Genomic DNA, 20,872 nt, shown 5'->3' on the forward strand with positions numbered 1-20,872 from the left:
CTGCTCGCCGGGCGCTGCCGTTCAGTCGTCTGCGGCCGGCGCGCCGGCCGAGGTCGCCGCGTGGGCGGAGCGGGCGCGGGCCAGCCGCGGTCTCGTGAGCAGGTACGCCGCCACCACGAGGCCGACCACGGTGAACGCCCGGTTGGCGTCCAGGGCCGGGCGCCAGGTCACCTGGCCGTCACCGATCACGAACACCCCGGCCGGACGTCCGCTCATCCCGAAGCCGCCGCCCTCGCCCTCCTGCCCCTTGGGGTCGGTCCCCTTGCCGCCGCCCAGGCCGCCTGTCACGGACGCCGCCGGGATCACGGTGAGACCACCGCGCTCGACCGGGTCGCCGAACACCCTCCGCACGGTCAGTGACTCCCGTGCTGTCGACATCAGCTCGTCGAGGTCCATGCGCCTCTCCTCTCGTTGCCTGCTCGACCAGCGTGTGCCACGCGGCTCGCGGGGAGGAGAGCACTAGGTCACGGCGCGCTGGGCCATGCGGCCCGGCCACCGCCGGCAGGGAGAAACCGCGCGCCCGCTGTCAGGGAGCCGTGAGGATTCGCGGGGACGGCGTTAGGGACGCGTTAGGGAGCCCCCGAACGGGGAGGGGCAGGCGTTGCATGGGCCCGTGACCTCGCTGACAACCCCGCCCGCTCCCCACCACGGCGCCGGGCTCTCCCACGTGACCGAGGAGTACGCCCGTGGCTGACGTGCTCTACCTCGGGCTGACCGTCCTCTTCTTCCTCGCCGCGCTGCTGCTCGTCAAGGGGGTGGATCGGCTGTGAACGTCGACGCCCTCGCCGGGCTGCTCGTGAGCGCCCTGCTCTTCTGCTACCTGGTCGCGGCCCTTCTCTTCCCGGAGCGTTTCTGAGATGTCCGACACCATGGCCGGTCTCCTCCAGATCGGCATGCTGCTGGCCGCCCTCGCGGTCTGCTACCGACCGCTGGGCGGCCACATGGCACGGGTGTTCACCGCCGAGCGCGACCTGCGGATCGAGCGCCTCGTCTACCGCCTGGTGGGGGTCGACCCCCGCGCCGAACAGCGCTGGACGGCGTACGCCACGTCCGTGCTCGCGTTCTCGTTCGTCGGGGTCGCGGCGCTCTACGCCCTCCAGCGGTTCCAGTCGGGGCTGCCGTGGTCGCTGGGCTTCCCCGGCGTCGACCCGGCGCTGGCGTTCAACACCGCCGCGTCCTTCGTGACCAACACCAACTGGCAGGCCTACTCGGGCGAGGCCACGATGGGCCACCTCACGCAGATGGCCGGCCTGGCCGTGCAGAACTTCGTCTCGGCCGCCGTGGGGATCTCCGTCGCGGTCGCGCTCATCCGGGGATTCGCACGCTCGCGGACGGATGGGATCGGCAACTTCTGGGTGGACCTGGTCCGTGTGACCTTCCGCGTCCTGCTCCCCCTCGCGGTGGTCGCGGCCGTCGTCCTGATCGCCCTGGGGGCGATCCAGAACCTCTCGGCCGGCACCGACGCCACCACCCTCACCGGCGGGCAGCAGACCATCACCGGCGGCCCGGTCGCCTCGCAGGAGGCGATCAAGGAGCTGGGGACCAACGGGGGCGGCTTCTACAACGCCAACTCCTCGCACCCCTTCGAGAACCCCACTGCCCTCAGCAACCTGTTCGAGATCTTCCTGCTGCTGCTGATCCCGGTGTCCCTCACCCGGACCTTCGGCCTGATGGTCGGCGACAAGCGCCAGGGCCACGCGCTCCTGGCCACCATGGCCGTCCTGTGGGGCGTGCTCGTCACGGCCGTCACCGCCCTCGAGGTCAACCGGGCCGGCACGGCCCTGCAGGCGGCCGGCGCCGCCATGGAGGGCAAGGAGACCCGCTTCGGCGAGTGGTCCTCCGCCCTCTTCGCCGTCTCCACCACGGGTACGTCGACCGGCGCGGTCGACTCGTTCCACTCGTCGTACTCCGGCGTGGGCGGCGGGCTGCTGATCCTCAACATGGGTCTGGGCGAGGTGGCACCCGGCGGTGTCGGCTCCGGCCTCTACGGGATGCTCGTGCTCGCGCTCCTGACGGTGTTCGTCGCCGGCCTGATGGTCGGCCGCACCCCTGAGTACCTCCGCAAGAAGATCACCGGCAGGGAGATCAAGCTGGTCTCGCTCCACATCCTCACGATGCCCCTCGTCGTGCTCGGAGGGACTGCGCTTGCCATGTCCTTCGAGACGCCCCGGGACTCGATGCTGAACCCCGGGCCGCACGGTCTCTCCGAGGTGCTCTACGCCTTCATGTCCGCCGGCAACAACAACGGCTCGGCGTTCGCCGGCCTCAGCGCGAACACCCCGTTCTTCAACACTGCCCTAGGGCTGGCCATGCTGCTCGGTCGCTTCCTGCCGATCGTCTTCGTGCTGGCCCTCGCCGGGTCCCTGGCACGCCAGCAGGAGGTGCCCGAGACCGGCGGCACGCTGCCCACTCGTGGCCCGCTGTTCATCGGGATGCTCACCGGCGTGACCGTCCTCGTGGCGGGCCTGACCTTCTTCCCCGTCCTCGCACTCGGTCCTCTTGCGGAAGGCTTGTGATGTCGACCCTGACCACCACCCCCGTCCCTGCCCCCACCCGCGTCGCCGCGGGGTTGCTCGACCCCAGGATGCTCCTCGCCGCGGTGCCCGAGGCCATGCGCAAGCTGGACCCACGGGTCATGGTGCGCAACCCGGTCATGTTCGTGGTCGAGGTCGGCGCGGTGTTCGCCACCGTGTCCGCGATCGCCGACACCGGGACCTTCGCCTGGACGGTGGTGGCGTGGCTGTGGGTGACGGTCGTGTTCGCCAACCTCGCGGAGGCCGTCGCCGAGGGGCGCGGGAAGGCGCAGGCGGCCACGCTCCGACGGACCAGGACCGAGACGACCGCCCGACGGCTCTCGGGCTCCGGCGACACCGAGGACCTCCCCGCATCGCAGCTGCGCCTGGGCGACCGGGTCGTGGTCGTCGCGGGCGAGGTGATCCCCGGCGACGGGGACGTCGTGGAGGGCATCGCCAGCGTGGACGAGTCGGCCATCACCGGTGAGTCCGCCCCGGTGATCCGGGAGTCCGGGGGCGACCGGAGCTCGGTCACCGGCGGCACCAAAGTGCTCTCCGACCGGATCGTCGTCGAGATCACGGCGCGGCCGGGTGAGAGCTTCATCGACAAGATGATCGCGTTGGTCGAGGGTGCGAGCCGCCAGAAGACCCCCAACGAGATAGCGCTCAACATCCTGCTGGCGAGCCTCACGATCGTGTTCCTGGCTGCCACGGCCACGCTGCAGCCGTTCGCGGTCTACTCCGGCGCCGAGCAGTCGGTCATCGTGCTCGTGGCGCTGCTGGTCTGCCTGATCCCGACCACCATCGGCGCGCTGCTGTCGGCGATCGGCATCGCGGGCATGGACCGGCTGGTCCAGCACAACGTGCTGGCGATGTCGGGCCGGGCGGTCGAGGCGGCGGGCGACGTCAACACCCTCCTCCTGGACAAGACCGGGACCATCACGCTCGGCAACCGCCAGGCCGCAGAGTTCATCCCGGTCACCGACTGCGACGACCAGGTGCTGGCGGACGCCGCACAGCTGTCCAGCCTGGCCGACGAGACCCCGGAGGGGCGCTCGATCGTCGTGCTCGCCAAGACCCGCCACGGACTGCGCGAGAGGTCACCCGGGGAGCTGTCGACGGCCGGCTTCGTCCCCTTCACCGCGCAGACCCGGATGTCGGGAGTCGACCTCCAGGGGGGCCGTCAGGTCCGCAAGGGCGCGGCCGCGGCCGTGATGAAGTGGGTGCGCGACAACGGCGGACACCCGACCGCCGAGGTGGGGGTCATCGTCGACGCCATCTCCACCGGGGGCGGGACCCCGCTGGTCGTGGCCGAGCACGTCCCGGGCAGCCCCGCGCGCGCCCTCGGCGTGATCAGCCTCAAGGACGTGGTCAAGGAAGGCATGCGCGAGCGCTTCGACGAGATGCGCCGCATGGGGATCCGGACGGTCATGATCACCGGCGACAACCCGCTCACCGCCCGGGCGATCGCGGAGGAGGCCGGCGTGGACGACTTCCTCGCCGAGGCCACCCCCGAGGACAAGATGGCGCTGATCCGGAAGGAGCAGGAGGGCGGGCGCCTGGTCGCGATGACCGGCGACGGCACCAATGACGCCCCGGCGCTGGCGCAGGCCGACGTGGGCGTCGCGATGAACAGCGGTACGTCGTCGGCCAAGGAGGCCGGCAACATGGTCGACCTCGACTCCAACCCCACCAAGCTCATCGAGGTCGTCGAGATCGGCAAGCAGCTGCTCATCACCCGCGGCTCGCTGACCACCTTCTCCATCGCCAACGACGTGGCGAAGTACTTCGCCATCATCCCCGCGATGTTCGCGGTCGCCTACCCCGGGCTGGACCGGCTCAACATCATGGGACTGGCCACGCCACAGTCCGCGATCCTGTCCGCGGTGATCTTCAACGCGCTCATCATCATCGGCCTGATCCCGCTGGCCCTGCGCGGCGTCCGCTACACCCCCTCCTCCGCCGCCGCGATGCTGCGTCGCAACCTGGCCGTCTACGGCGTCGGCGGCATCGTCGCGCCGTTCGTCGGCATCAAGCTCATCGACCTGTTCGTCTCCCAGCTCCCCGGCATCGGCTGAAAGGCACGCGCATGACCACCCCACTCGGCCGGCCCGCCGTACGCCAGGCATGGGCCGCGGCCCGCATGGTCCTCGTGATGACCGTCCTGCTCGGCCTCGCCTATCCCCTCGCCATGACCGGCTTCGCCCAGGCGGCCTTCCCGGGTCGGGCGGACGGAGCCCTCATCGAACGCGACGGCGAGGTCGTCGGCTCCTCGTTGCTGGGCCAGGGCTTCGACGGCCGGCCGGAGTACTTCCAGTCCCGGCCCTCGGCGGCCGGCGAGGGCTACGACCCGCTCGCCAGCTCCGCGTCCAACCTCGGCCCCGAGAACGCCGAGCTGCTCGCAGCCGTCGAGGAACGGCGGGACGCGGCCGCCGCGCTCGACGGGACCGATCCCTCCGAGGTCGCACCCGACGCGCTGCTCGCCAGCGCCTCGGGGCTGGACCCCCACATCAGTCCCCTCTACGCCGAGCAGCAGGTGGCGCGCGTCGCGGAGGTTCGCGGCCTCGACGAGCAGCAGGTCCGGGAGCTGGTGGCCGAGCACACCGACGGCAGGGCCCTCGGCTTCCTGGGCGAGCCCGGCGTCAACGTGCTGATGCTCAACCTGGCGCTCGACGCCTCCGGCGGAAGGGCAGACTAGGTCCGTGGCCACCCGCGGCAAGCTCAGGGTCTACCTCGGCGCAGCACCCGGCGTGGGCAAGACCTACGCCATGCTGGGCGAGGGACACCGGCGCGCGGAGCGAGGCACCGACGTGGTCGTCGGCTTCGTCGAGACGCACGGGCGGCAGCACACCGCGGACCTGGTCGACGGCCTGGAGCTGGTCCCCCGAAAGCCCGTCGCCTACCGCAGCTCCACGTTCGAGGAGATGGATGTCGACGCCGTCCTCGCCCGTCACCCCAAGGTCGCGCTGGTCGACGAGCTCGCCCACACCAATGTCCCCGGCTCTCGGAACACCAAGCGGTGGCAGGACATCGACGAGCTCCTGGACGCCGGCATCGACGTCATCACCACGGTCAACATCCAGCACCTGGAGTCGGTCAACGACGTCGTCGAGAAGATCACCGGGGTCCCCCAGCGGGAGACCGTGCCCGACGCCGTCGTCCGCGCCGCCGACCAGATCGAGCTCGAGGACATGAGTGCCGAGGCCCTGCGGCGGCGCCTGGCCCACGGCAACGTCTACGCCCCGGAGAAGATCGACGCCGCCCTGTCCAACTACTTCCGTGCCGGCAACCTCAACGCCCTCCGCGAGCTCGCCCTGCTGTGGACCGCCGACCGGGTCGACGACGCCCTCCAGCAGTACCGGGACACGCACGACATCACCGGTACCTGGGAGGCCAGGGAGCGGGTCGTCGTCGCCCTCACCGGAGGCCCCGAGGGTGAGACGCTCGTACGCCGGGCGGCTCGCATCGCTGCCCGCGCGAGCGGGGGCGACCTGCTCGCCGTGCACGTCGCCCGCTCCGACGGGCTCTCCGGTGCGAGCCAGGGCGCGCTGGCCACCCAGCGGTTGCTCGTCGAGTCTCTGGGTGGGACCTACCACCAGGTGCTCGGCGACGACGTCCCGGCGGCGCTGCTCGCCTTCGCGAGGGCCGAGAACGCCACCCAGCTGGTCCTGGGCGACAGCCGTCGACCTGCCCTGGCCCGGGTGTTCAGCCCGGGAACGGCCAGTGACACCGTCCGGGCGTCCGGCGACATCGACGTCCACATCGTCACCCACGCCCACACCGGGCGCGGGGTGTCGCTGCCGCACGGCGGCGGCAGCCTCGGACCTCGTCGGAAGCTGCAGGGGTACGTCCTCGCCCTGGCGCTACCGCCCCTCCTCACCCTGGCGCTCAGTCCATTTCCGAGCGAGCTGAACCTGGTCAGCGACATGTTGCTCTTCCTGCTCCTCACGGTCGTGGTGGCCCTGGTCGGCGGCCTCGCGCCGGCACTCATCGCGGCCGTGCTGGGGTCGGTCCTGCTGAACTACTTCTTCACTCCCCCGCTGCACACGCTGACCATCGGCGACACCAACAACGCCCTCGCGCTGCTGGTCTTCGTCCTGGTGGCGACACTCGTCAGCTCGACCGTCGACCTCGCCGCCAGGCGGACCCGGCAGGCGGCCCGCGCGGCCGCCGAGGCTCGTACGCTGGCCAACCTCGCCGGCAGCGTCCTGGGCGGCGAGGAGGCCCTGACGGAGATGCTGGACCGGGTCCGGGAGACCTTCGCACTCCGGTCGGTCACCCTGCTCGAGCGCGACGCCGGCGGCTGGGTGCCGGTGGCGAGCGCCGGTTCCCCGGTCGCCCGGCCGAGCGACGCCGACACCCAGGTGCCCGCAGGTGAGCGCCTGGTCCTCGCCCTCTGCGGACGCCTGCTGGAGGCCGAGGACCAGCGGCTGGTCGGTGCGTTCGCCGCCCAGGCCGCAGTCGTGCTCGACCACATCCGGCTCAGCCGGGCAGCGGCCGAGGCCGCGCCCCTCGCCGAGGCCAACAAGGTCCGCACCGCCCTCCTCGCGGCCGTGGGCCACGACTTCCGGACCCCGCTCGCCGCGGCGAAGGCGTCCGTCGCGACCCTCCTGAGCCTCGACCTCGACCTTCCCGCGGACGACCGGCGCGAGCTGCTGCACGCTGCCGACACCTCGCTGGACCGGCTGGCCGGACTGGTCGACAACCTGCTCGACATGAGCCGGCTGCACACCGGAGCGATGTCGATCGACCTGCAGCCCACGGCCGTGGACGAGGTCGTCGCGCGGGCGCTCGACGACCTCGGCGAGGACGGCCGCACCATCGTCATCGACGCACCCGACGACCTCCCTCTCGTGCGGGCGGACCCCGGCCTGCTCGAGCGGGTCCTCGCCAACATCGGAGCCAACGCCCTGCGCTACTCACCAGCGCAGCGGCCACCCCACCTGACCTGCAGCACGCTGGCGGAGCGGGTCGAGATCCGCGTCATCGACCGCGGCCCGGGCATCCCGGCCGACGACTGGGACCGGATCTTCCTGCCCTTCCAACGCCTGGGCGACACCGACAACACCACCGGCATCGGTCTCGGCCTGGCCCTCTCCCGTGGCCTGACCGAGGCGATGGGCGGCACGCTGGAGCCCGAGGAGACGCCCGGCGGCGGCCTGACCATGGTGGTCTCCCTGCCGACCGCCTCCGACATCCCCGCCGCTGCCCCCGGCCGGCGTGAGCGCGACGGGACGCCTCGATGACGCGCGTCCTCGTGGTCGACGACGAGCCGCAGCTCCTCCGCGCACTGACCATCAACCTGCGTGCCCGCGGCTATGACGTCAGTGGGGCCGCGACGGGCGCGGAGGCACTCGCGGCAGCAGCCGGTCACCATCCCGAGGTCGTCATCCTCGACCTCGGCCTCCCGGACATGGAGGGCACCGACGTCATCGCGGGGCTGCGTGGCTGGACAGAGGTACCCATTCTCGTGCTCTCGGGACGGACCGACAGCCTCGACAAGGTCGAGGCGCTCGACGCAGGAGCCGACGACTACGTGACCAAGCCGTTCGGCATGGACGAGCTCCTCGCTCGCCTGCGCGCGATGACCCGCCGGTCCGGTGACACGCAGGAACAGCCGGTCGTGCAGCTCGGAGAGGTCATGGTGGACCTCGCGGCCCACCGCGTCACCCGGGATGGCGAGGACGTACGGCTCACGCCGACGGAGTGGCACCTGCTCGAGGTCCTCGTACGACACCCCGGCAAGCTGCTGAGCCAGCGCCAGCTGCTGACCGAGGTCTGGGGTCCCGGCTACGAGACGGCCCAGGGCAACCTGCGCGTCTACATGGCCCAGCTGCGCCGCAAGCTCGAGCCTGACCCGTCGCGTCCCCGCCACCTCCTCAACGAGCCCGGTATGGGCTATCGCTTCGAGCCATGACCACCACGTCAGGACGACGGAGAGGCGGTGGGCCCACATGAGCAGCCCGACCGAGGATCAGCCGGTGGCGCGACGCTGGCGCACTGCAGCACGCGTCGGTGCCGTGGTCCTGCCGCTGGCGACGTGCGCCGCGCTGTCGACGGTCCAGGACAGCGTCACCACGGCGACGGCCGTGCTGGTCCTCGTCCTGTGGGTCGTGGCCGCGTCCGCCTCGGGCGACCGGGTCGCGGGCCTGCTCGCGGCGCTTTCCGGCAGCCTCTGGTTCGACTTCTTCCTCACCGAGCCCTACCTGCGCTTCACGATCGCGGATGCAGACGACATCGAGGCGACGGTGCTGCTGATCATCATCGGCGCGTCCGTGACCGAGATAGCCCTGTGGGGGCACCGGCAGCAGGCGCGGGCTGCCCGGCGCTCCGGCTACCTCGAGGGAGTCCTCGGCACCGCCAAGGTGGTCTCGGAGGGCCAGACCCCCACTCCGGCACTGATCGAGATCGTCTCCCGCCAGGTCACCGCCGTGCTGGGGGCCGACTCGTGCCGGTTCGTCCCGGGCCCGGTCCACGACGCCCGGGTGGCCGCGCTGGACCACGACGGGGTGCTCACGAGGGAGGGCCGCGTCGTCGACGTCGACCGGCTCGGCCTGCCGACCAACGAGCACACCGCCATCGTCGTACGTCGGGGCGCGGACGTGGTCGGGCACTTCCTGGTGACCGCCACCAGTGTCGTCGCGTACCCGTCCCGAGAGCAGCGCCGCGTCGCCGTCCTCCTCGCCGACCAGGTCGCCACCGGACTGGGGTCCGAGTGACGTGACCTGTCCCCTGCAGCGTGAGACAGACTGAAGGCCATGCAGCACCTCCGCATCGCGAGCCCGCGCGACCCGACGCGCGAGGTCATCACTGCCCTGCAGTGAGACCTCGCGGTCACGAGCCTGAGCCGTGTCCGTGGCGCTTCGCTGGAACCCGAGGGCGACATCGTCGAGGCCGACGTCGCCCGCGAGGGGGTGAACGCCGTCGTCGACCGCCTGCGTCACCTGGGCGCACACCATCCACAACCAGCCCGTCGTCACGTGGCTGTCCCGCCGCGTCCTGGACGCCGAGCGCCGTACTCCCGGGTCCTCCGCCGACACGGTGGTGTGGGCGGACGTCACCCAGCGCGCCTAGAGGAGTCCGAGCTCACCTGGACCTACGTCACGTTCATGACGTTGGCGACCATGATCGCCAGCATCGCCATCGCGCTGGACTCACGGGTACTGGTCATCGGAGCGATGGTGCTCGGTCCCGAGTTCGTGGCGATCGCTGCCCTGGGGCTCGCTCTCGTGCGGCGCCGCTACTCATGCTCTGGTTCGCGGACTCGCACGCTGGTGCTCAACTTCGCCGTCGCGATCGCCCTGACCGTGCTCGCAGCCCTGCTCGCACGATGGCTCGGCTGGGTGACCTACGCGCAGGTGACGGCTCCACGCCTGGACACGGCCTTCATCTACACGCCGGACAGGTGGTCGTTCATCGTCGCGGTCGTCGCCGGCGCCGAAGGTGTGCTGTCGCTGACGTCCGCCAAGGTCGGCGGGCTGTCCGGGGTGTTCATCACGGTGACCACGGTGCCCGCCGCCGGCAACGTCGCACTCGGCCTGGACTTCGGGGTGCCCGCCGAGGTGTGGGCAGCCTCGCGCAGCTCGGCGCCCCGTCCTGAGAGGTGCTGGTCCTCCCATGGCAGGACCAAGGACCCTTCCGGTCGCGAGCGCGCCGGGGCGACCGTGCCCCATGGACCACGACATCGAGCTCGTCGACGTTCCCCCGCAGCATGTCGCTGTCGTGCGGGCCGACGTGGACGTCGGAGAGTTCCCCGGCTTCCTCGGTGGCGCCTTCGAGGAGGTGATGACGGTCCTCGCCCAGCAGGGTCTGGACCCCACCGGGCCACCCCTCGGCCGCTACGTCCCCGTCGCCGCCGGTCGCTTCCGGGTCGAGGCAGGCTTTCCGGCGGCTCGACCGGTTACCGCGTCAGGCCGGGTCGTCCCTGCAGAGCTCCCCGGAGGCACGGTTGCCCGGTGCCTCCACCGGGGGCCGTACGAGGAGGTGGCCGCGGTCTACAGGGCCGTGACCGACTGGGTCGAGGACCACGGCCTGACCGTGTCCGGTCCTCCGTGGGAGTGCTACCTCGACGAGCCCGACGTGCCGCAGCCGCGGACCGAGGTGCTCGTCCCGTGCGCCGCGGCCGAGCCGGCGGGCTGACGTGGGACCAAGGTCCCACCCACCGGGGAAGCAAGCCTCGGGACGCGACCGCGCGCCACGACGAGGATCGGGTCAGGTGGTCGCCGGTACGCCCGCTCCGGACGCCGTAGGAGGCAGCACATGACAGCGTCGACGACCAGGGCCACGGCCCTCGCGCTCGTGGCACCCGGCAAGGGGATCCTGGCTGCGGACGAGAGCACCCCGACCATGGCACGACGCTTGGCGGGGGTCGGTCTCGAGTCGACCGAGCCCGTCCGACGTGCCTACCGGGAGACCCTGTTCACCACACCGGACCTCGCCCGACACGTGAGCGGCGTCATCCTCTACGACGAGACGATCCGGCAGCGTGCCGCTGACGGCACGCCGATGCCCCAGCTCCTCGACCGCGCCGGGATCATCCCGGGCATCAAGGTCGACGCCGGCGTGACCGCGCTGCCGTCCTTCCCGGGCGAGGTGGTGACGGCCGGTCTCGACGGACTCCGCGAACGGCTCGCCGACTACGCCGCGCTCGGGGCTCGCTTCGCCAAGTGGCGCGCAGTGATCCGGATCGGTGAGGACCGACCGAGCGAGGCGTGCCTCCGGGCCAACGCGCACGCGCTGGCCCGCTACGCCGCGCTCGCCCAGGAGTCGGGCCTCACCCCGATCGTGGAGCCCGAGGTGCTGATGGACGGGCCGCACTCGCTGGAGAGGTGCGCAAGCGTGACCTCGGCCGCCCTCAGGTACGTCTACGAGGAGCTGGCCCGGTACCGGGTCGACCTCGCCGGGACCCTGCTCAAGCCCAACATGGTCCTGCCCGGAGCAGACGCCACGGAGTCCGTCGACGACGCCGCGATCGCGGACCGGACCCTGGCGGTGCTGCGCGACACGGTGCCGGCCTCCGTGCCCGGCATCGTATTCCTCTCCGGGGGCCAGACCGAGGAGCAGGCGGCCGCGCGTCTCGCGGCGCTCAACCGAGCGGCTCCCCAGCCCTGGCAGCTGAGCTTCTCGTTCGGCCGAGCCCTGCAGGCGCCGGCCCTCCGCGCGTGGGCCGACGACGAGGGTTCGGTCCCGGCCACCCAGTCCGCCCTGCTGAACCAGGCAGCCCTGGCCGGCGCCGCCCGGTACGGCGCCGACGACCCGGCCGACGTGCACCTGGCCCCGTTGTCACCCCCGGTGTCCGGAGCTCCGGCACCATGAGCCGGGAAGACGCCCCCACGTTCCTCGAGCGGCACCACCGCGTCGGGGTGCTCCTCACGATGCTGCTGCTGCTGGCGCTCGCCGTCGCCACGGGTGCGCTGCTCGGCTCGGCGCTGGTGCGCCTGGTCGATCTCGTGCTGGGGATGCTCGGCAGCGCGAGCTAGTCAGGCCAGCGCCTTCTGCTTCAGCGTCTCGTACTCCGCCTGCGTGATCGCCCCGGAGTCCAGCAGCGCCTTGGCCTCCGCGACCTGCGAGGCTGCACCGCCGCCGGAGGTCCCGGCCACAGCGCGGATGCGGTCGTCCTGGGCCGCGATCTGGCGGTCGACCCACTCCTGCTGGCGCCGGGCCATGCTCGCCCCGCGGGAGATCAGGTAGATGAGCGAGGCCAGCAGCGGGAGCAGGACCAGGAAGATCGACCAGCCCGCCTTGCCCCAGCCCGAGAGCTCCTTGTCGCGGAAGATGTCGGTGATGATGTGGAACAGGAGCATCAGGTAGGCGATGAAGACGTACGAGATCAAGATGAACCACAAGACGTCCCAGAAGCTCATGACGTTCCTCTCCGGTGGCCGCCCGGCCCAGCCGGCGGGTGTTGGTTGCTTAAGAAACTAGGGAGGTCAGCCGGCCGGGACCTCATCCGAGGTGAGGTATTCGCGCCGTCCTGCCCCGGCCAGCACCTGCAGCACTGCGAGCACGACGAGGACGATCGACAGGGACCACCACCAGCGGGCGAGCGAGACGTCGTTGCCCCACAACAGGCCCACGAGACCCAGGCCGAGCACGACGAAGCGGAGCCATCGCAGGTTCGCGGCCACCCAGCTGCCCGCACCGCGGAGCTGGTCCCCCGGCATCGCCGCCCCGGCCCGCTCCAGCCCACCCACGACCGCGGTCCGCACGCCGGTGCCCGAGGCATTGCTCCCGGCGAACCAGCCGGCCACGACCAGCGCCAGGCCCAGCCACAGGATGACTTGCTGCCCGCGCTGGAGGTAGGCCAGGAGGGTCTCGTAGAAGGCGGTGCTGGCCGGTCCGAGGGCCGTCCCGGAGAGCTCGTTGTCGAACAGCTGCCCGCCGACCGAGAGGGCGAAGGCGATCAGCACCGCGTTGGCGGCGATCACCGCGCCGATGGCGACGGTCATCCGCGCCTTCCGTCGGGCCAGCACGAAGGCGAGCACGAACAGCGCACCGACGAACGGGAGGAGCCACTTCGCCACCGGGTTGGAGAACGCGTAGATCGTCCGCAGCTGCTCGAGCTGCGGGGCGTCGAGCAGCACGATCTGGCGGTCCGTCTCGGGGATCGGCGCGTTCTCGATGAACGTGAGCCCCCGGTCCACCAGTCGCGCCTTCACCTCGTCGATGACCTCCGAGACGTCGAGCACGACCTCGTCGCCCTGCAGCGACACGGCCCCCGACTGGTCGCCCTCGAGGATGCGTTGCAGCGCCTGCTGGGCGCGGGTGTTCACACGCGTCCAGAGGTCCGCGAAGGTGTCCGAGGCGATGAACTCGCGCACCTGCCGCTCGACGGCCCCGTTGATCGCCGCCGACAGCGGCCCCACGAGCAGCTCCAGGCGCGGGGCGTCCGCGATCACCCCGGAGAACGCCTGGGTCAGGAGGGCCTCGACGTCGACCTGCTGCTGGATCGCATCGGTCACGGTCGTGGCGATGGCGTCCTGCACCTCCGGGGAGTCCACGAGCGGGCCGACCGTCTCCACGTAGCGCTGGGTGTCGTTGATGGTGCGCTGCCCCCAGTACGCCACGGCTGCCGGGGTCGCCAGGAGGCCCGCCAGCACGAGGCAGAGGACGGCAGCGGCCCCGCGCCCACGCGATGGCCGTGGCGATGCTGCGACGCTCATCCGAGCTGTCTGGCTGCTCTCGTCCATCGGCGTCTCCCTGGAGTGGTGTCGGCTCCGATCGTGCGGGCGACGGGAGCCGCTGCGCATCATGCGATCCGGGTGAGTCCGGCGAACGGTCGACGGTCTCACCCGATCCGCGTGACGCGCAGCCGCGACCGGATCGAGGAACATCGTCCGTGCAGCGCACCGAGGAGGACAGCCGATGGAGGAGCCGGAGCACGAGGCCGACCCTGCGCGCCCGACGGTGGCTGCCGGCCGCTCCCGGGTCGCCGGTGACCTGACGCGGGAGTCGTGGCGCCGACCGTGGTACGCGCACCTCGCGTCGTACGTCGCCTCCGTGCTGCTCATCGTGCCCGCGATCTGGCTGTGCGACTGGCTGCTCCCCGGCTTCCACGTCGCCGAGCCGCTGATGCCGTTCGTCTTCGCCGCCACGATGGCCCTGCTGGGCGTGCTGACCCAGCCCGTCCTCGTGGGAGCCGCGGTCAGGCTCGGCTGGATCGGCGTGCTGCTCCTCGCCTTCACCGGCCAGGGCCTGATCGTGCTCGTCACCGCAGCCGTCCTCCCGGACGTCTCCCTGGAGGACCCGCTCACCGCGCTGCTCGTGGCCATCGTCGTCGGGCTCGTCAGCACCGTCCTCGGCTGGTTCGGCAGTGCAGGGACCTCCCAGGTGCTGCTGAGCCGGTTGATGGCGTCCCAGCGCCGTCGGCCACCCACGCTGACCGACGCCGACACCGACGGCGTGGTGTTCGTGCAGCTGGACGGGGTGCCGTTCCCGGTGCTGCAGATGGCGATCACGGCCGGAACGGTCCCGACGCTCAGCCGCTGGGTGAGGTCCGGCAGCCACACCCTCCACGAGTGGACCCCCAAGCTCCCCGCCACCACCCCGGCCAGCCAGATGGGGATCCTGCACGGGGTGATCGACGGGATCCCGGCGTTCCGCTGGTACGACCGGGCCGGAGACCGGATCCTGGTCGCCAACCGGCCACGAGACGCCGCGGTGATCGAGGAGATGCTGTCCACCGGGCGCGGCCTGCTCGTCGACGACGGGGTCAGCATCAGCAACCTCTTCACCGGCGACGCACCCACGGCCGTGCTCACCATGAGCCGCCGGGTGCGGGGCGGCGAGACCGCGCGGCGCGCGGTGGCGGAGTTCGTGCTCCACCCCGCCGGCCTGACCCGGGCGCTCTCGCGCTCCGTGTCGGAGCTGGCCCGCGACCGGTTCCAGACCCGGCGGGCGATCCGCCGCGACGTCCAGCCCCGGTGCACCCGCTCGTGGGAGACGGCCCTGCTGCGCTCGGTGACCAACGGGGCGCTGCGCGACCTCAACACGATCCTCGTGGCCCAGCACATGCTGGGCGGCACCCGCTCCATCTACGTCGACTACGTCGACTACGACGAGATCGCCCACCACGCCGGCATCCTGCGCGCCGAGTCGCTCGAGGCGCTGGAGTCGGTCGACGCTGTGCTCAGCCAGCTCGAGCTGGTCGCCGCGGCCTCTCCGCGCCGCTATCACTTCGTCGTCCTCTCCGACCACGGCCAGGCCCAGGGCACCCCGTTCGCCGACCGGTACGGCGAGGAGCTGGCCACGCTCGTCGCGCGGTTGTCCAGCACGACGGTCGCGTCCTCCGATGACGACGTCGAGGGCTGGGGCCGCACCCGGGCCCTGGTCGACGAGCTCTCCGGCACCGGCGTCACGGGCCGGGGCATGACCAGCGCCGGCGCAGCGATGGACAAGCGCGACCCCAACCGACCGGCCGGCGTGGGCGACGGCGACACCGCGGCCGTGGGCGAGGAGACGTTCCACGTCTTCGGCTCGGGCAACCTGGGGCTGGTCTACGTCCGGGGCGAGAAGGAGCGGCTGGACCGGCGCGCCCTGGACCAGCGGTTCCCCCATCTCGTGGACGGGCTCGCCGCCCACCCCGGCATCGGGTTCGTCGTCGTGCACGACGACGACGGCCCGGTGGCCCTGGGTGCGGCCGGGTGGCACCGGATCGACGACGGGCACGTCGAGGGCGAGGACCCGCTCCTCCCCTTCGGGCCCGACGCGGCGGCGTTCGTTCGCCGGGTGGCCCACCGTCCCGAGGCGCCGGACATCTACGTCAACAGCCTGGTCGACCCCGGCACCGAGGAGGTGGCGGCCTTCGAGGACCTGGTCGGGTGCCACGGCGGGCTCGGCGGCTGGCAGGACCGCGCCTGCGTCGTGGTCCCGACGGGCCTGCCGTTCCCGGCCGAGCGGATCGTCGGGGCCGATGCCCTGCACGTGGCGCTGCGGACGATGCTGCGCCACTGCGGGCACCGTCAGTCGGTCGACGAGCCGCCCGCGCCGGAGGCGTACCGTCCGGCGGCTACTCGTGCTCCGGGGCCGCCTGTCCCCTGATCCAGCTGCCCAGGCGCCCACGATCGGTCGCGAGCACCTGCCCGAGGATCGAGGCGGCGACGAAGACGAACGCCACGACGTACAGCCAGGCGAGGTAGGTGAAGGCGAGACCGATGGGGCCGTAGCGTTCTGCGCTGGTCTCGAGCGCACGCGGCAGCCACGCTTCCGCTGCTGGCCGGACGGCGAGCATCACCACGGCGAAGACCAGTGCGCCGGGGAGCAGCCGCCGGATCCCGACGATCCCCGCCAGCAGCACCCACGGGACGAACACCGCGACGCCAACGTCGGTGACGAACGAGAGCGCGACCGGCCAGACCTCGCGGGGCGGCAGGAACCGGGCCTGCTGGCCGAGCGCGTGGCCGACCACCAGGGCCATGGCCAGGACGAGGACCACGGCGAGCCATCGCCAGGCGGTCCCGATGCTGCCCTTGGGCCTGCGGACCTGCCAGATCGCCACGAAAGCCCGGGTGAGGGCGCGGGACAGGCTCGTGGCGGACCCCAGCACGAACAGGGTGCCCACGACGCCGAACGCGGCGGTCTCGGAGTTCGAGAGCGCCTGGTCGAGGACCGATCGCGACTCCTCGGGCATGCCCATGGCGTCGCTGATCGCGTCCGCGTCGTCCTTGCCGGCCCACGTGGTGGCCAGGATCAGCAGGGGCAGCACCGAGGTGAAGAACTGAGCCGCGATCGTCATCGCCCGGTCGAAGAGCCCGACTCGGACGCTGGCCGTCGCGGTCCGGATCAGGGTCCTCCCCAGCCACCGCGAGAGGATCATCTCCACGGGGCCGCGGAGCCACTCAGGCAGCCGCTCGAGGCTCGCCCCGATCTGACGGGTGACGAACTCCTCCCGCTCTTCTCCCTCGGACTGCTCCTCGTCCACGTCGGGCTCAGTCCTGCGCTGTCGCCGGCGTCGGCTCCTCCGGAGGCACCTTGCCCGCCAGCAGCGGCAACGCCCACCTGGCGCGGGGGTCGGCCTCCACCAGCAACGCGCGCGTCAGCAGGCTGAGCGGAACGGCGAGCAGGGCACCGAGGGGCCCGAGAAGCCACGCCCAGAACACCAGCGAGAGGAAGGTCAGCGTGGCCGAGAACCCCACGGCGTCCCCCACCACCCGGGGCTGGATGATCGACTGGATCACGAAGTTGATGACGCTGTAGACGACGATCACGGCGAGCATCAGGCTCGGGCCGCCCTCGAGCAGGGCGATCGCGGCGGGCGGGATCACCCCGATCACGAAGCCGATGTTGGGGATGAAGTTCGTGACGAACGCGAGCACTGCCCACACGAAGGCCCCCGGCACGCCCATGAAGTAGAGCACCACGCCGTCGATCACGGCCACGATGAAGCCGAAGGTGGCCGAGACGCCCATGTAGCTGCGGGCACCGCGGGCGAAGCTGGCGAGCGCCGCCACGGGGTCCGGGAACCGGTCACCGAGCAGCGCGAGGTTGCGGCGGGTGCCGTTGGTGTCGAAGGCCATGAACAGCAGCACGGTGATGACGAAGAAGAGGTCGGTGAGGACGGACAGGGTGCTGCTGAGCAACGACACCGCCACCCCGACGAGCGAGCCGGGGTCGACCGCGTCGACCACGGTGTCGATCTGCTTCTGGTCGACCCCGAGCGACGCGAGCCCGCCGCCGAGGTCGGCGACGGTGTCGGTGATCTCCTCCGTGTACTCCGGGAGCAGGGACGCGAGCTGGGCCACGGACACCGTCAACGCGAGCGTCAGCAGGACGAGGATGAGGTACGCCAGCACCAGCATGAGCAACGAGGCGACGGCCTCGGGCATCCGGGTCCGCTCGAGCCGGCGACGGATCGGGTGGACCGTGACCGTGAGGACCAGCGCCAGGAACACCGGGCCGACGATGTCGGCGACCGAGCGCAGCCCGGCCAGCGCGACGGTGAGCGCCGCAGCCCCGACGAGGAAGGTGATGGCGAACGGCCGCCCGGACCCCTCGGGGGCGTGGCGCCCCGGGGCACGGTCGCCTCGAGCGGTGGATCCCTCGTCGGTCATGGCCGCACTCCCCTTCAGTCCGCACCGTTCCTGTCATCGAAGCGTCCCACCTGCGCCGCCGGATCACTCGCAACAGGTGAGGCGCGGTCGCCCGGCGTGTCGACGTCCGGGTCGGCCCGGAACCGGCGGGCGAGCGGCCCGGCGGTCGTCCCGTGCAGCAGCACGCTCAGCAGCACCGTCAGCGCGATCACCGCCACCAGCTCGCGCCCGGCGTCGGCGAGGTCCTCCAGAGCCAGCAGCGCGAAGATCACCGACGCCAGGCCCCGCGGGCCGAACCAGCCGACGAAGAGGACGTCGTACCGGTCGAGCCCGGCACCCAGCAGCGCCAGCGCCACCGGGACCATCCGCAGGACGGTCAGGCTCAGCACGGCGTACAGGACGACGCTCCAGCTCAGCCAGGCGCCGATCACCGGCACGGCCAGCGCACCGAAGGCCAGCCAGCTCACCATCGCGGCGAGCGACGCCGACTGGTCGACGAAGTAGACCTCCGTGGCACCGCCCCGTCCCGCGAGGTTCCCGAACACGAGGCCGCCGACGAAGGCCGCGACGAAGCCGTTCCCGTCCACGACCAGCGACGCGGTGTAGGACAGCAGCGCGAGCGCGAGGACCGCCGGCCCTCCCAGCTCCTCGCTGAGCCAACCCAGGTGGCGCGCGCGCCGGGTGACGACGCCGCCCAACGCCCCGACCGTCCCTCCGACGGCGACCCCGACCACGAGCGCCAGCACGGCGTGGCCGGCGTCCTCGACGCCGGCGATGCCCTCCGCCGTGGCGACACCGGCGATCGCGAGCAGCACGACGGGCGTGGCGATGCCGTCGTTGAGGCCGCTCTCGACGTTGAGGACGCGCCTGATCCGCTCGGGCACCGCCTTGTCGGTCATCACGCTCGCCCCGAGTGCTGCGTCCGTGGGGGCGAGCGCGGCACCCAGGAGGAGCGCGGCCCAGACGTCGAGCCCGAGCAGCAGGGCTGCCGTCACCGTTCCGAGCGCGACCGTCAGCGGCAGGCCGACCCCCAGCAGGCGCCCGTACGTCCCCAGGTCACGCCGGAACTCCCGCATCCGCACGCTCGCCGCGTCCGCGAAGAGGATCCAGACCAGGGTCACCTCGGCGACGACCTTGACCAGCTCCGCCTCCACGTGGTGGTCCACCGGGTCCGCGGCCGTGGCGAGCGCGAACCCGACGGCCACGAAGAAGATCGGCGCCGTCAGCCCTGCCGAGGAGAAGCGACCTGCGAGCACGCACCAAGCCACGATCGCGAACAGCACCGCGGACAGGACCAGCGACTCCATCCGACTCCTCCGCCCGGGCCGCGACCCGCCTCAGGCCGCCCGTGGGTCAGCGGGGGACGTCGCGTCCGTGCGCCGCCAGCGCCCAGATCACGAAGATGTCGAGCGCGATGATCAGCATCGACCACCACGGGTAGTACGGGATGAACGCGAAGTTGACGATGGCGCTCACCACCGCGAGCGTGATGCCGACGACGCGGCCCCAGGTCTGGCCCGAGAGGACCGCGGCACCGGCGAAGAGCACGATCAGCCCCACGATCAGGTGCACCCAGCCCCACGCCGTCGCGTCGAACTCGAAGAGGTAGTTCCTCGTCGACACGTAGAACTCGTTCTCGAACAGGGCGACGAGGCCGGCCATGGCCTGCCACGCCCCGGACATGATCATCATCACGGCCGCGAACACGATGAACCCGGTCGCCAGCGGGTTGTGCTGGTCGTCGTCCACGTAGCGCCGGCCTGGTGCCTGTTGCTGGGTCATGGCCTTCCATCCCTCCTGCTCACTCCCCGGGTCCCCGACGAGACGGGCACCCGCGTGACGCGGTGCGTGCACGCCTCTCCATCAAAGCGGCGTCGACGCCGCGCGGGATCACTCGCGGCGGACGAGACGCTCCCCACGTCACGGGGGCGAGGCGGCCGGCGGGACGGCGCGCAGGCAGGTGGCCGGGACCCGGCCTGACGGACCTCAGACGGGGGTACAGAGGTGGATCGCCAGGCCGGGCGCCGACGTACCTTCCCACGGGGGTTGGGGGAGGTACCCGACAAGTGTGCGTGAGCAGCGGGGTGCCGCGCGTCGCCCCGAGGGCCGATTTCCGTCTGGCCCCGCTGCACTAGGGCCGATGACACCGTTGTCCGGGGCGCCTGCTCAGCGGTCGGGAAGCAGACCCTCGCGCACCGCGATGGACAGCGCCTCCAGCTTGGAACGGGCACCCAGCTTCGCCGAGAGGTTGGCGACGTGGTTGCGCACGGTGTGGACGCTGACCGTGAGGCGCTCGGCGATCGCTGCGTTGGTCAGGCCCTCGGCCAGCAGGCCGAGCACCTCCCGCTCCCGGTCGGTGAGCGTCGTACGCCCGGCGCGGCCGTTGCTGCCCAGGCGTGGCAGCAGCCGGGCCAGCATCTCCGGGGAGATGACCGCCTCGCCTGCGGCGGCAGCGCGCACCGCCGAGGTGACCTCGCCCAGGCTGCGGGTCTTGGACAGGAAGCCCGACACCCCCGCCTCGATCGCCTCGACCATCACGTGGTCCGCAGCGCTCGCCGTCAGGATCACCACCGCCACCGACGGACGCAGGCCCCGCAGCGTGCCGACCGACTGCACCCCGTCGCCGTCGGGGAGCCGGTGGTCGAGCAGCACCACGTCGGGCGCCGTGGACGTCACGAGGTCCCTGGCCCGGGCCAGGCTGCCCGCCACTCCGACGGTCACGATGTCGGGCTCGGCGTCGAGGACGTGGGCCAGGCTCGTCGCGACCACCTCGTGGTCGTCGACGATCAGGACCCGGACACTCGTCGTCGGCTCCACGCTCGGCTCCCCCGG

Annotated in this window: 19 protein-coding genes and 1 pseudogene; 12 read left to right on the top strand and 8 right to left on the bottom strand. The window is 71.9% G+C overall.

Going from position 1 to position 20,872, the window contains the following annotated elements:
- Positions 1–21: 21 nt before the first annotated feature.
- Positions 22–396, bottom strand: coding sequence for a spore germination protein GerW family protein (locus EXE57_RS03935; protein WP_135074204.1), 375 nt, complete (start codon positions 394–396; stop codon positions 22–24).
- A 370-nt stretch (positions 397–766) separates the two neighbouring features.
- Between EXE57_RS03935 and kdpF the strand changes: the two genes are divergently transcribed.
- The 11 genes and pseudogenes from kdpF (at position 767) to EXE57_RS19605 (ending at position 11,992) form a co-directional block, all read left to right on the top strand.
- Entirely contained in the window at positions 767–856 is a 90-nt protein-coding gene (kdpF, locus tag EXE57_RS03940; RefSeq protein WP_135074206.1) for a K(+)-transporting ATPase subunit F, read from the top strand.
- 1 nt (position 857) lies between these two features.
- Complete coding sequence (gene kdpA, locus EXE57_RS03945) at positions 858–2,516, top strand: potassium-transporting ATPase subunit KdpA (protein ID WP_135074208.1); 1,659 nt, start codon at positions 858–860, stop codon at positions 2,514–2,516.
- Positions 2,516–4,591: a potassium-transporting ATPase subunit KdpB gene (kdpB, locus tag EXE57_RS03950; RefSeq protein WP_135074210.1), complete on the top strand. Its 2,076-nt coding sequence runs from the start codon at positions 2,516–2,518 to the stop codon at positions 4,589–4,591. The genes kdpA and kdpB overlap by 1 nt, the downstream gene beginning before the upstream one ends.
- Positions 4,592–4,602: 11 nt before the next feature.
- Entirely contained in the window at positions 4,603–5,211 is a 609-nt protein-coding gene (gene kdpC, locus EXE57_RS03955) for a potassium-transporting ATPase subunit KdpC (protein WP_135074212.1), read from the top strand.
- A gap of 4 nt (positions 5,212–5,215) precedes the next feature.
- The gene (locus EXE57_RS03960; protein WP_135074214.1) at positions 5,216–7,759 is read left to right on the top strand and encodes a DUF4118 domain-containing protein; all 2,544 of its coding nucleotides are present in this window, start codon (positions 5,216–5,218) and stop codon (positions 7,757–7,759) included.
- Complete coding sequence (locus tag EXE57_RS03965; protein ID WP_135074216.1) at positions 7,756–8,430, top strand: response regulator; 675 nt, start codon at positions 7,756–7,758, stop codon at positions 8,428–8,430. The genes EXE57_RS03960 and EXE57_RS03965 overlap by 4 nt, the downstream gene beginning before the upstream one ends.
- Positions 8,431–8,494: 64 nt before the next feature.
- Positions 8,495–9,232 carry a DUF4118 domain-containing protein gene (locus tag EXE57_RS03970; protein WP_244246981.1) on the top strand — a complete coding sequence of 246 codons (738 nt, stop codon included), beginning with the start codon at positions 8,495–8,497 and terminating at the stop codon, positions 9,230–9,232.
- A gap of 459 nt (positions 9,233–9,691) precedes the next feature.
- A pseudogene (locus EXE57_RS20435) lies at positions 9,692–10,075 on the top strand (DUF389 domain-containing protein); the annotation flags it as partial.
- A gap of 109 nt (positions 10,076–10,184) precedes the next feature.
- Positions 10,185–10,652: a GyrI-like domain-containing protein gene (locus EXE57_RS03980; RefSeq protein ID WP_135074220.1), complete on the top strand. Its 468-nt coding sequence runs from the start codon at positions 10,185–10,187 to the stop codon at positions 10,650–10,652.
- Between the two features lie 120 nt (positions 10,653–10,772).
- Positions 10,773–11,828 carry a class I fructose-bisphosphate aldolase gene (locus EXE57_RS03985; RefSeq protein WP_135074222.1) on the top strand — a complete coding sequence of 352 codons (1,056 nt, stop codon included), beginning with the start codon at positions 10,773–10,775 and terminating at the stop codon, positions 11,826–11,828.
- Positions 11,825–11,992 carry a hypothetical protein gene (locus EXE57_RS19605; RefSeq protein WP_167305812.1) on the top strand — a complete coding sequence of 56 codons (168 nt, stop codon included), beginning with the start codon at positions 11,825–11,827 and terminating at the stop codon, positions 11,990–11,992. The genes EXE57_RS03985 and EXE57_RS19605 overlap by 4 nt, the downstream gene beginning before the upstream one ends.
- Here EXE57_RS19605 and EXE57_RS03990 read toward each other — a convergent pair whose 3' ends face one another.
- Positions 11,993–12,376, bottom strand: a complete 384-nt coding sequence (locus EXE57_RS03990) for an SHOCT domain-containing protein (protein ID WP_135074224.1) — start codon at positions 12,374–12,376, stop codon at positions 11,993–11,995.
- Between the two features lie 66 nt (positions 12,377–12,442).
- Positions 12,443–13,675, bottom strand: a complete 1,233-nt coding sequence (locus tag EXE57_RS03995; protein ID WP_135074226.1) for a hypothetical protein — start codon at positions 13,673–13,675, stop codon at positions 12,443–12,445.
- Positions 13,676–13,877: 202 nt separating this feature from the next.
- Between EXE57_RS03995 and EXE57_RS04000 the strand changes: the two genes are divergently transcribed.
- A complete protein-coding gene (locus tag EXE57_RS04000) occupies positions 13,878–16,052 on the top strand; it encodes a phage holin family protein (protein ID WP_135074228.1) in 2,175 nt (724 codons plus the stop codon).
- Here EXE57_RS04000 and EXE57_RS04005 read toward each other — a convergent pair.
- The 5 genes from EXE57_RS04005 to EXE57_RS04025 form a co-directional block, all read right to left on the bottom strand.
- Positions 16,021–16,932, bottom strand: coding sequence for a YhjD/YihY/BrkB family envelope integrity protein (locus tag EXE57_RS04005; protein ID WP_135074230.1), 912 nt, complete (start codon positions 16,930–16,932; stop codon positions 16,021–16,023). The genes EXE57_RS04000 and EXE57_RS04005 overlap by 32 nt on opposite strands.
- A gap of 7 nt (positions 16,933–16,939) precedes the next feature.
- Positions 16,940–18,061 carry an AI-2E family transporter gene (locus EXE57_RS04010; RefSeq protein ID WP_135074232.1) on the bottom strand — a complete coding sequence of 374 codons (1,122 nt, stop codon included), beginning with the start codon at positions 18,059–18,061 and terminating at the stop codon, positions 16,940–16,942.
- Positions 18,062–18,075: 14 nt separating this feature from the next.
- Positions 18,076–19,347, bottom strand: a complete 1,272-nt coding sequence (locus tag EXE57_RS04015; protein ID WP_135074234.1) for a cation:proton antiporter — start codon at positions 19,345–19,347, stop codon at positions 18,076–18,078.
- A 46-nt stretch (positions 19,348–19,393) separates the two neighbouring features.
- Positions 19,394–19,822: a DUF7144 family membrane protein gene (locus EXE57_RS04020; protein WP_135074236.1), complete on the bottom strand. Its 429-nt coding sequence runs from the start codon at positions 19,820–19,822 to the stop codon at positions 19,394–19,396.
- A 384-nt stretch (positions 19,823–20,206) separates the two neighbouring features.
- Positions 20,207–20,857, bottom strand: a complete 651-nt coding sequence (locus EXE57_RS04025; RefSeq protein ID WP_135074238.1) for a response regulator transcription factor — start codon at positions 20,855–20,857, stop codon at positions 20,207–20,209.
- Between the last annotated feature and the right edge of the window lie 15 nt (positions 20,858–20,872).

This window comes from Nocardioides euryhalodurans, from assembly GCF_004564375.1.
In the GTDB taxonomy this organism is placed as follows: Bacteria; Actinomycetota; Actinomycetes; order Propionibacteriales; family Nocardioidaceae; genus Nocardioides; species Nocardioides euryhalodurans.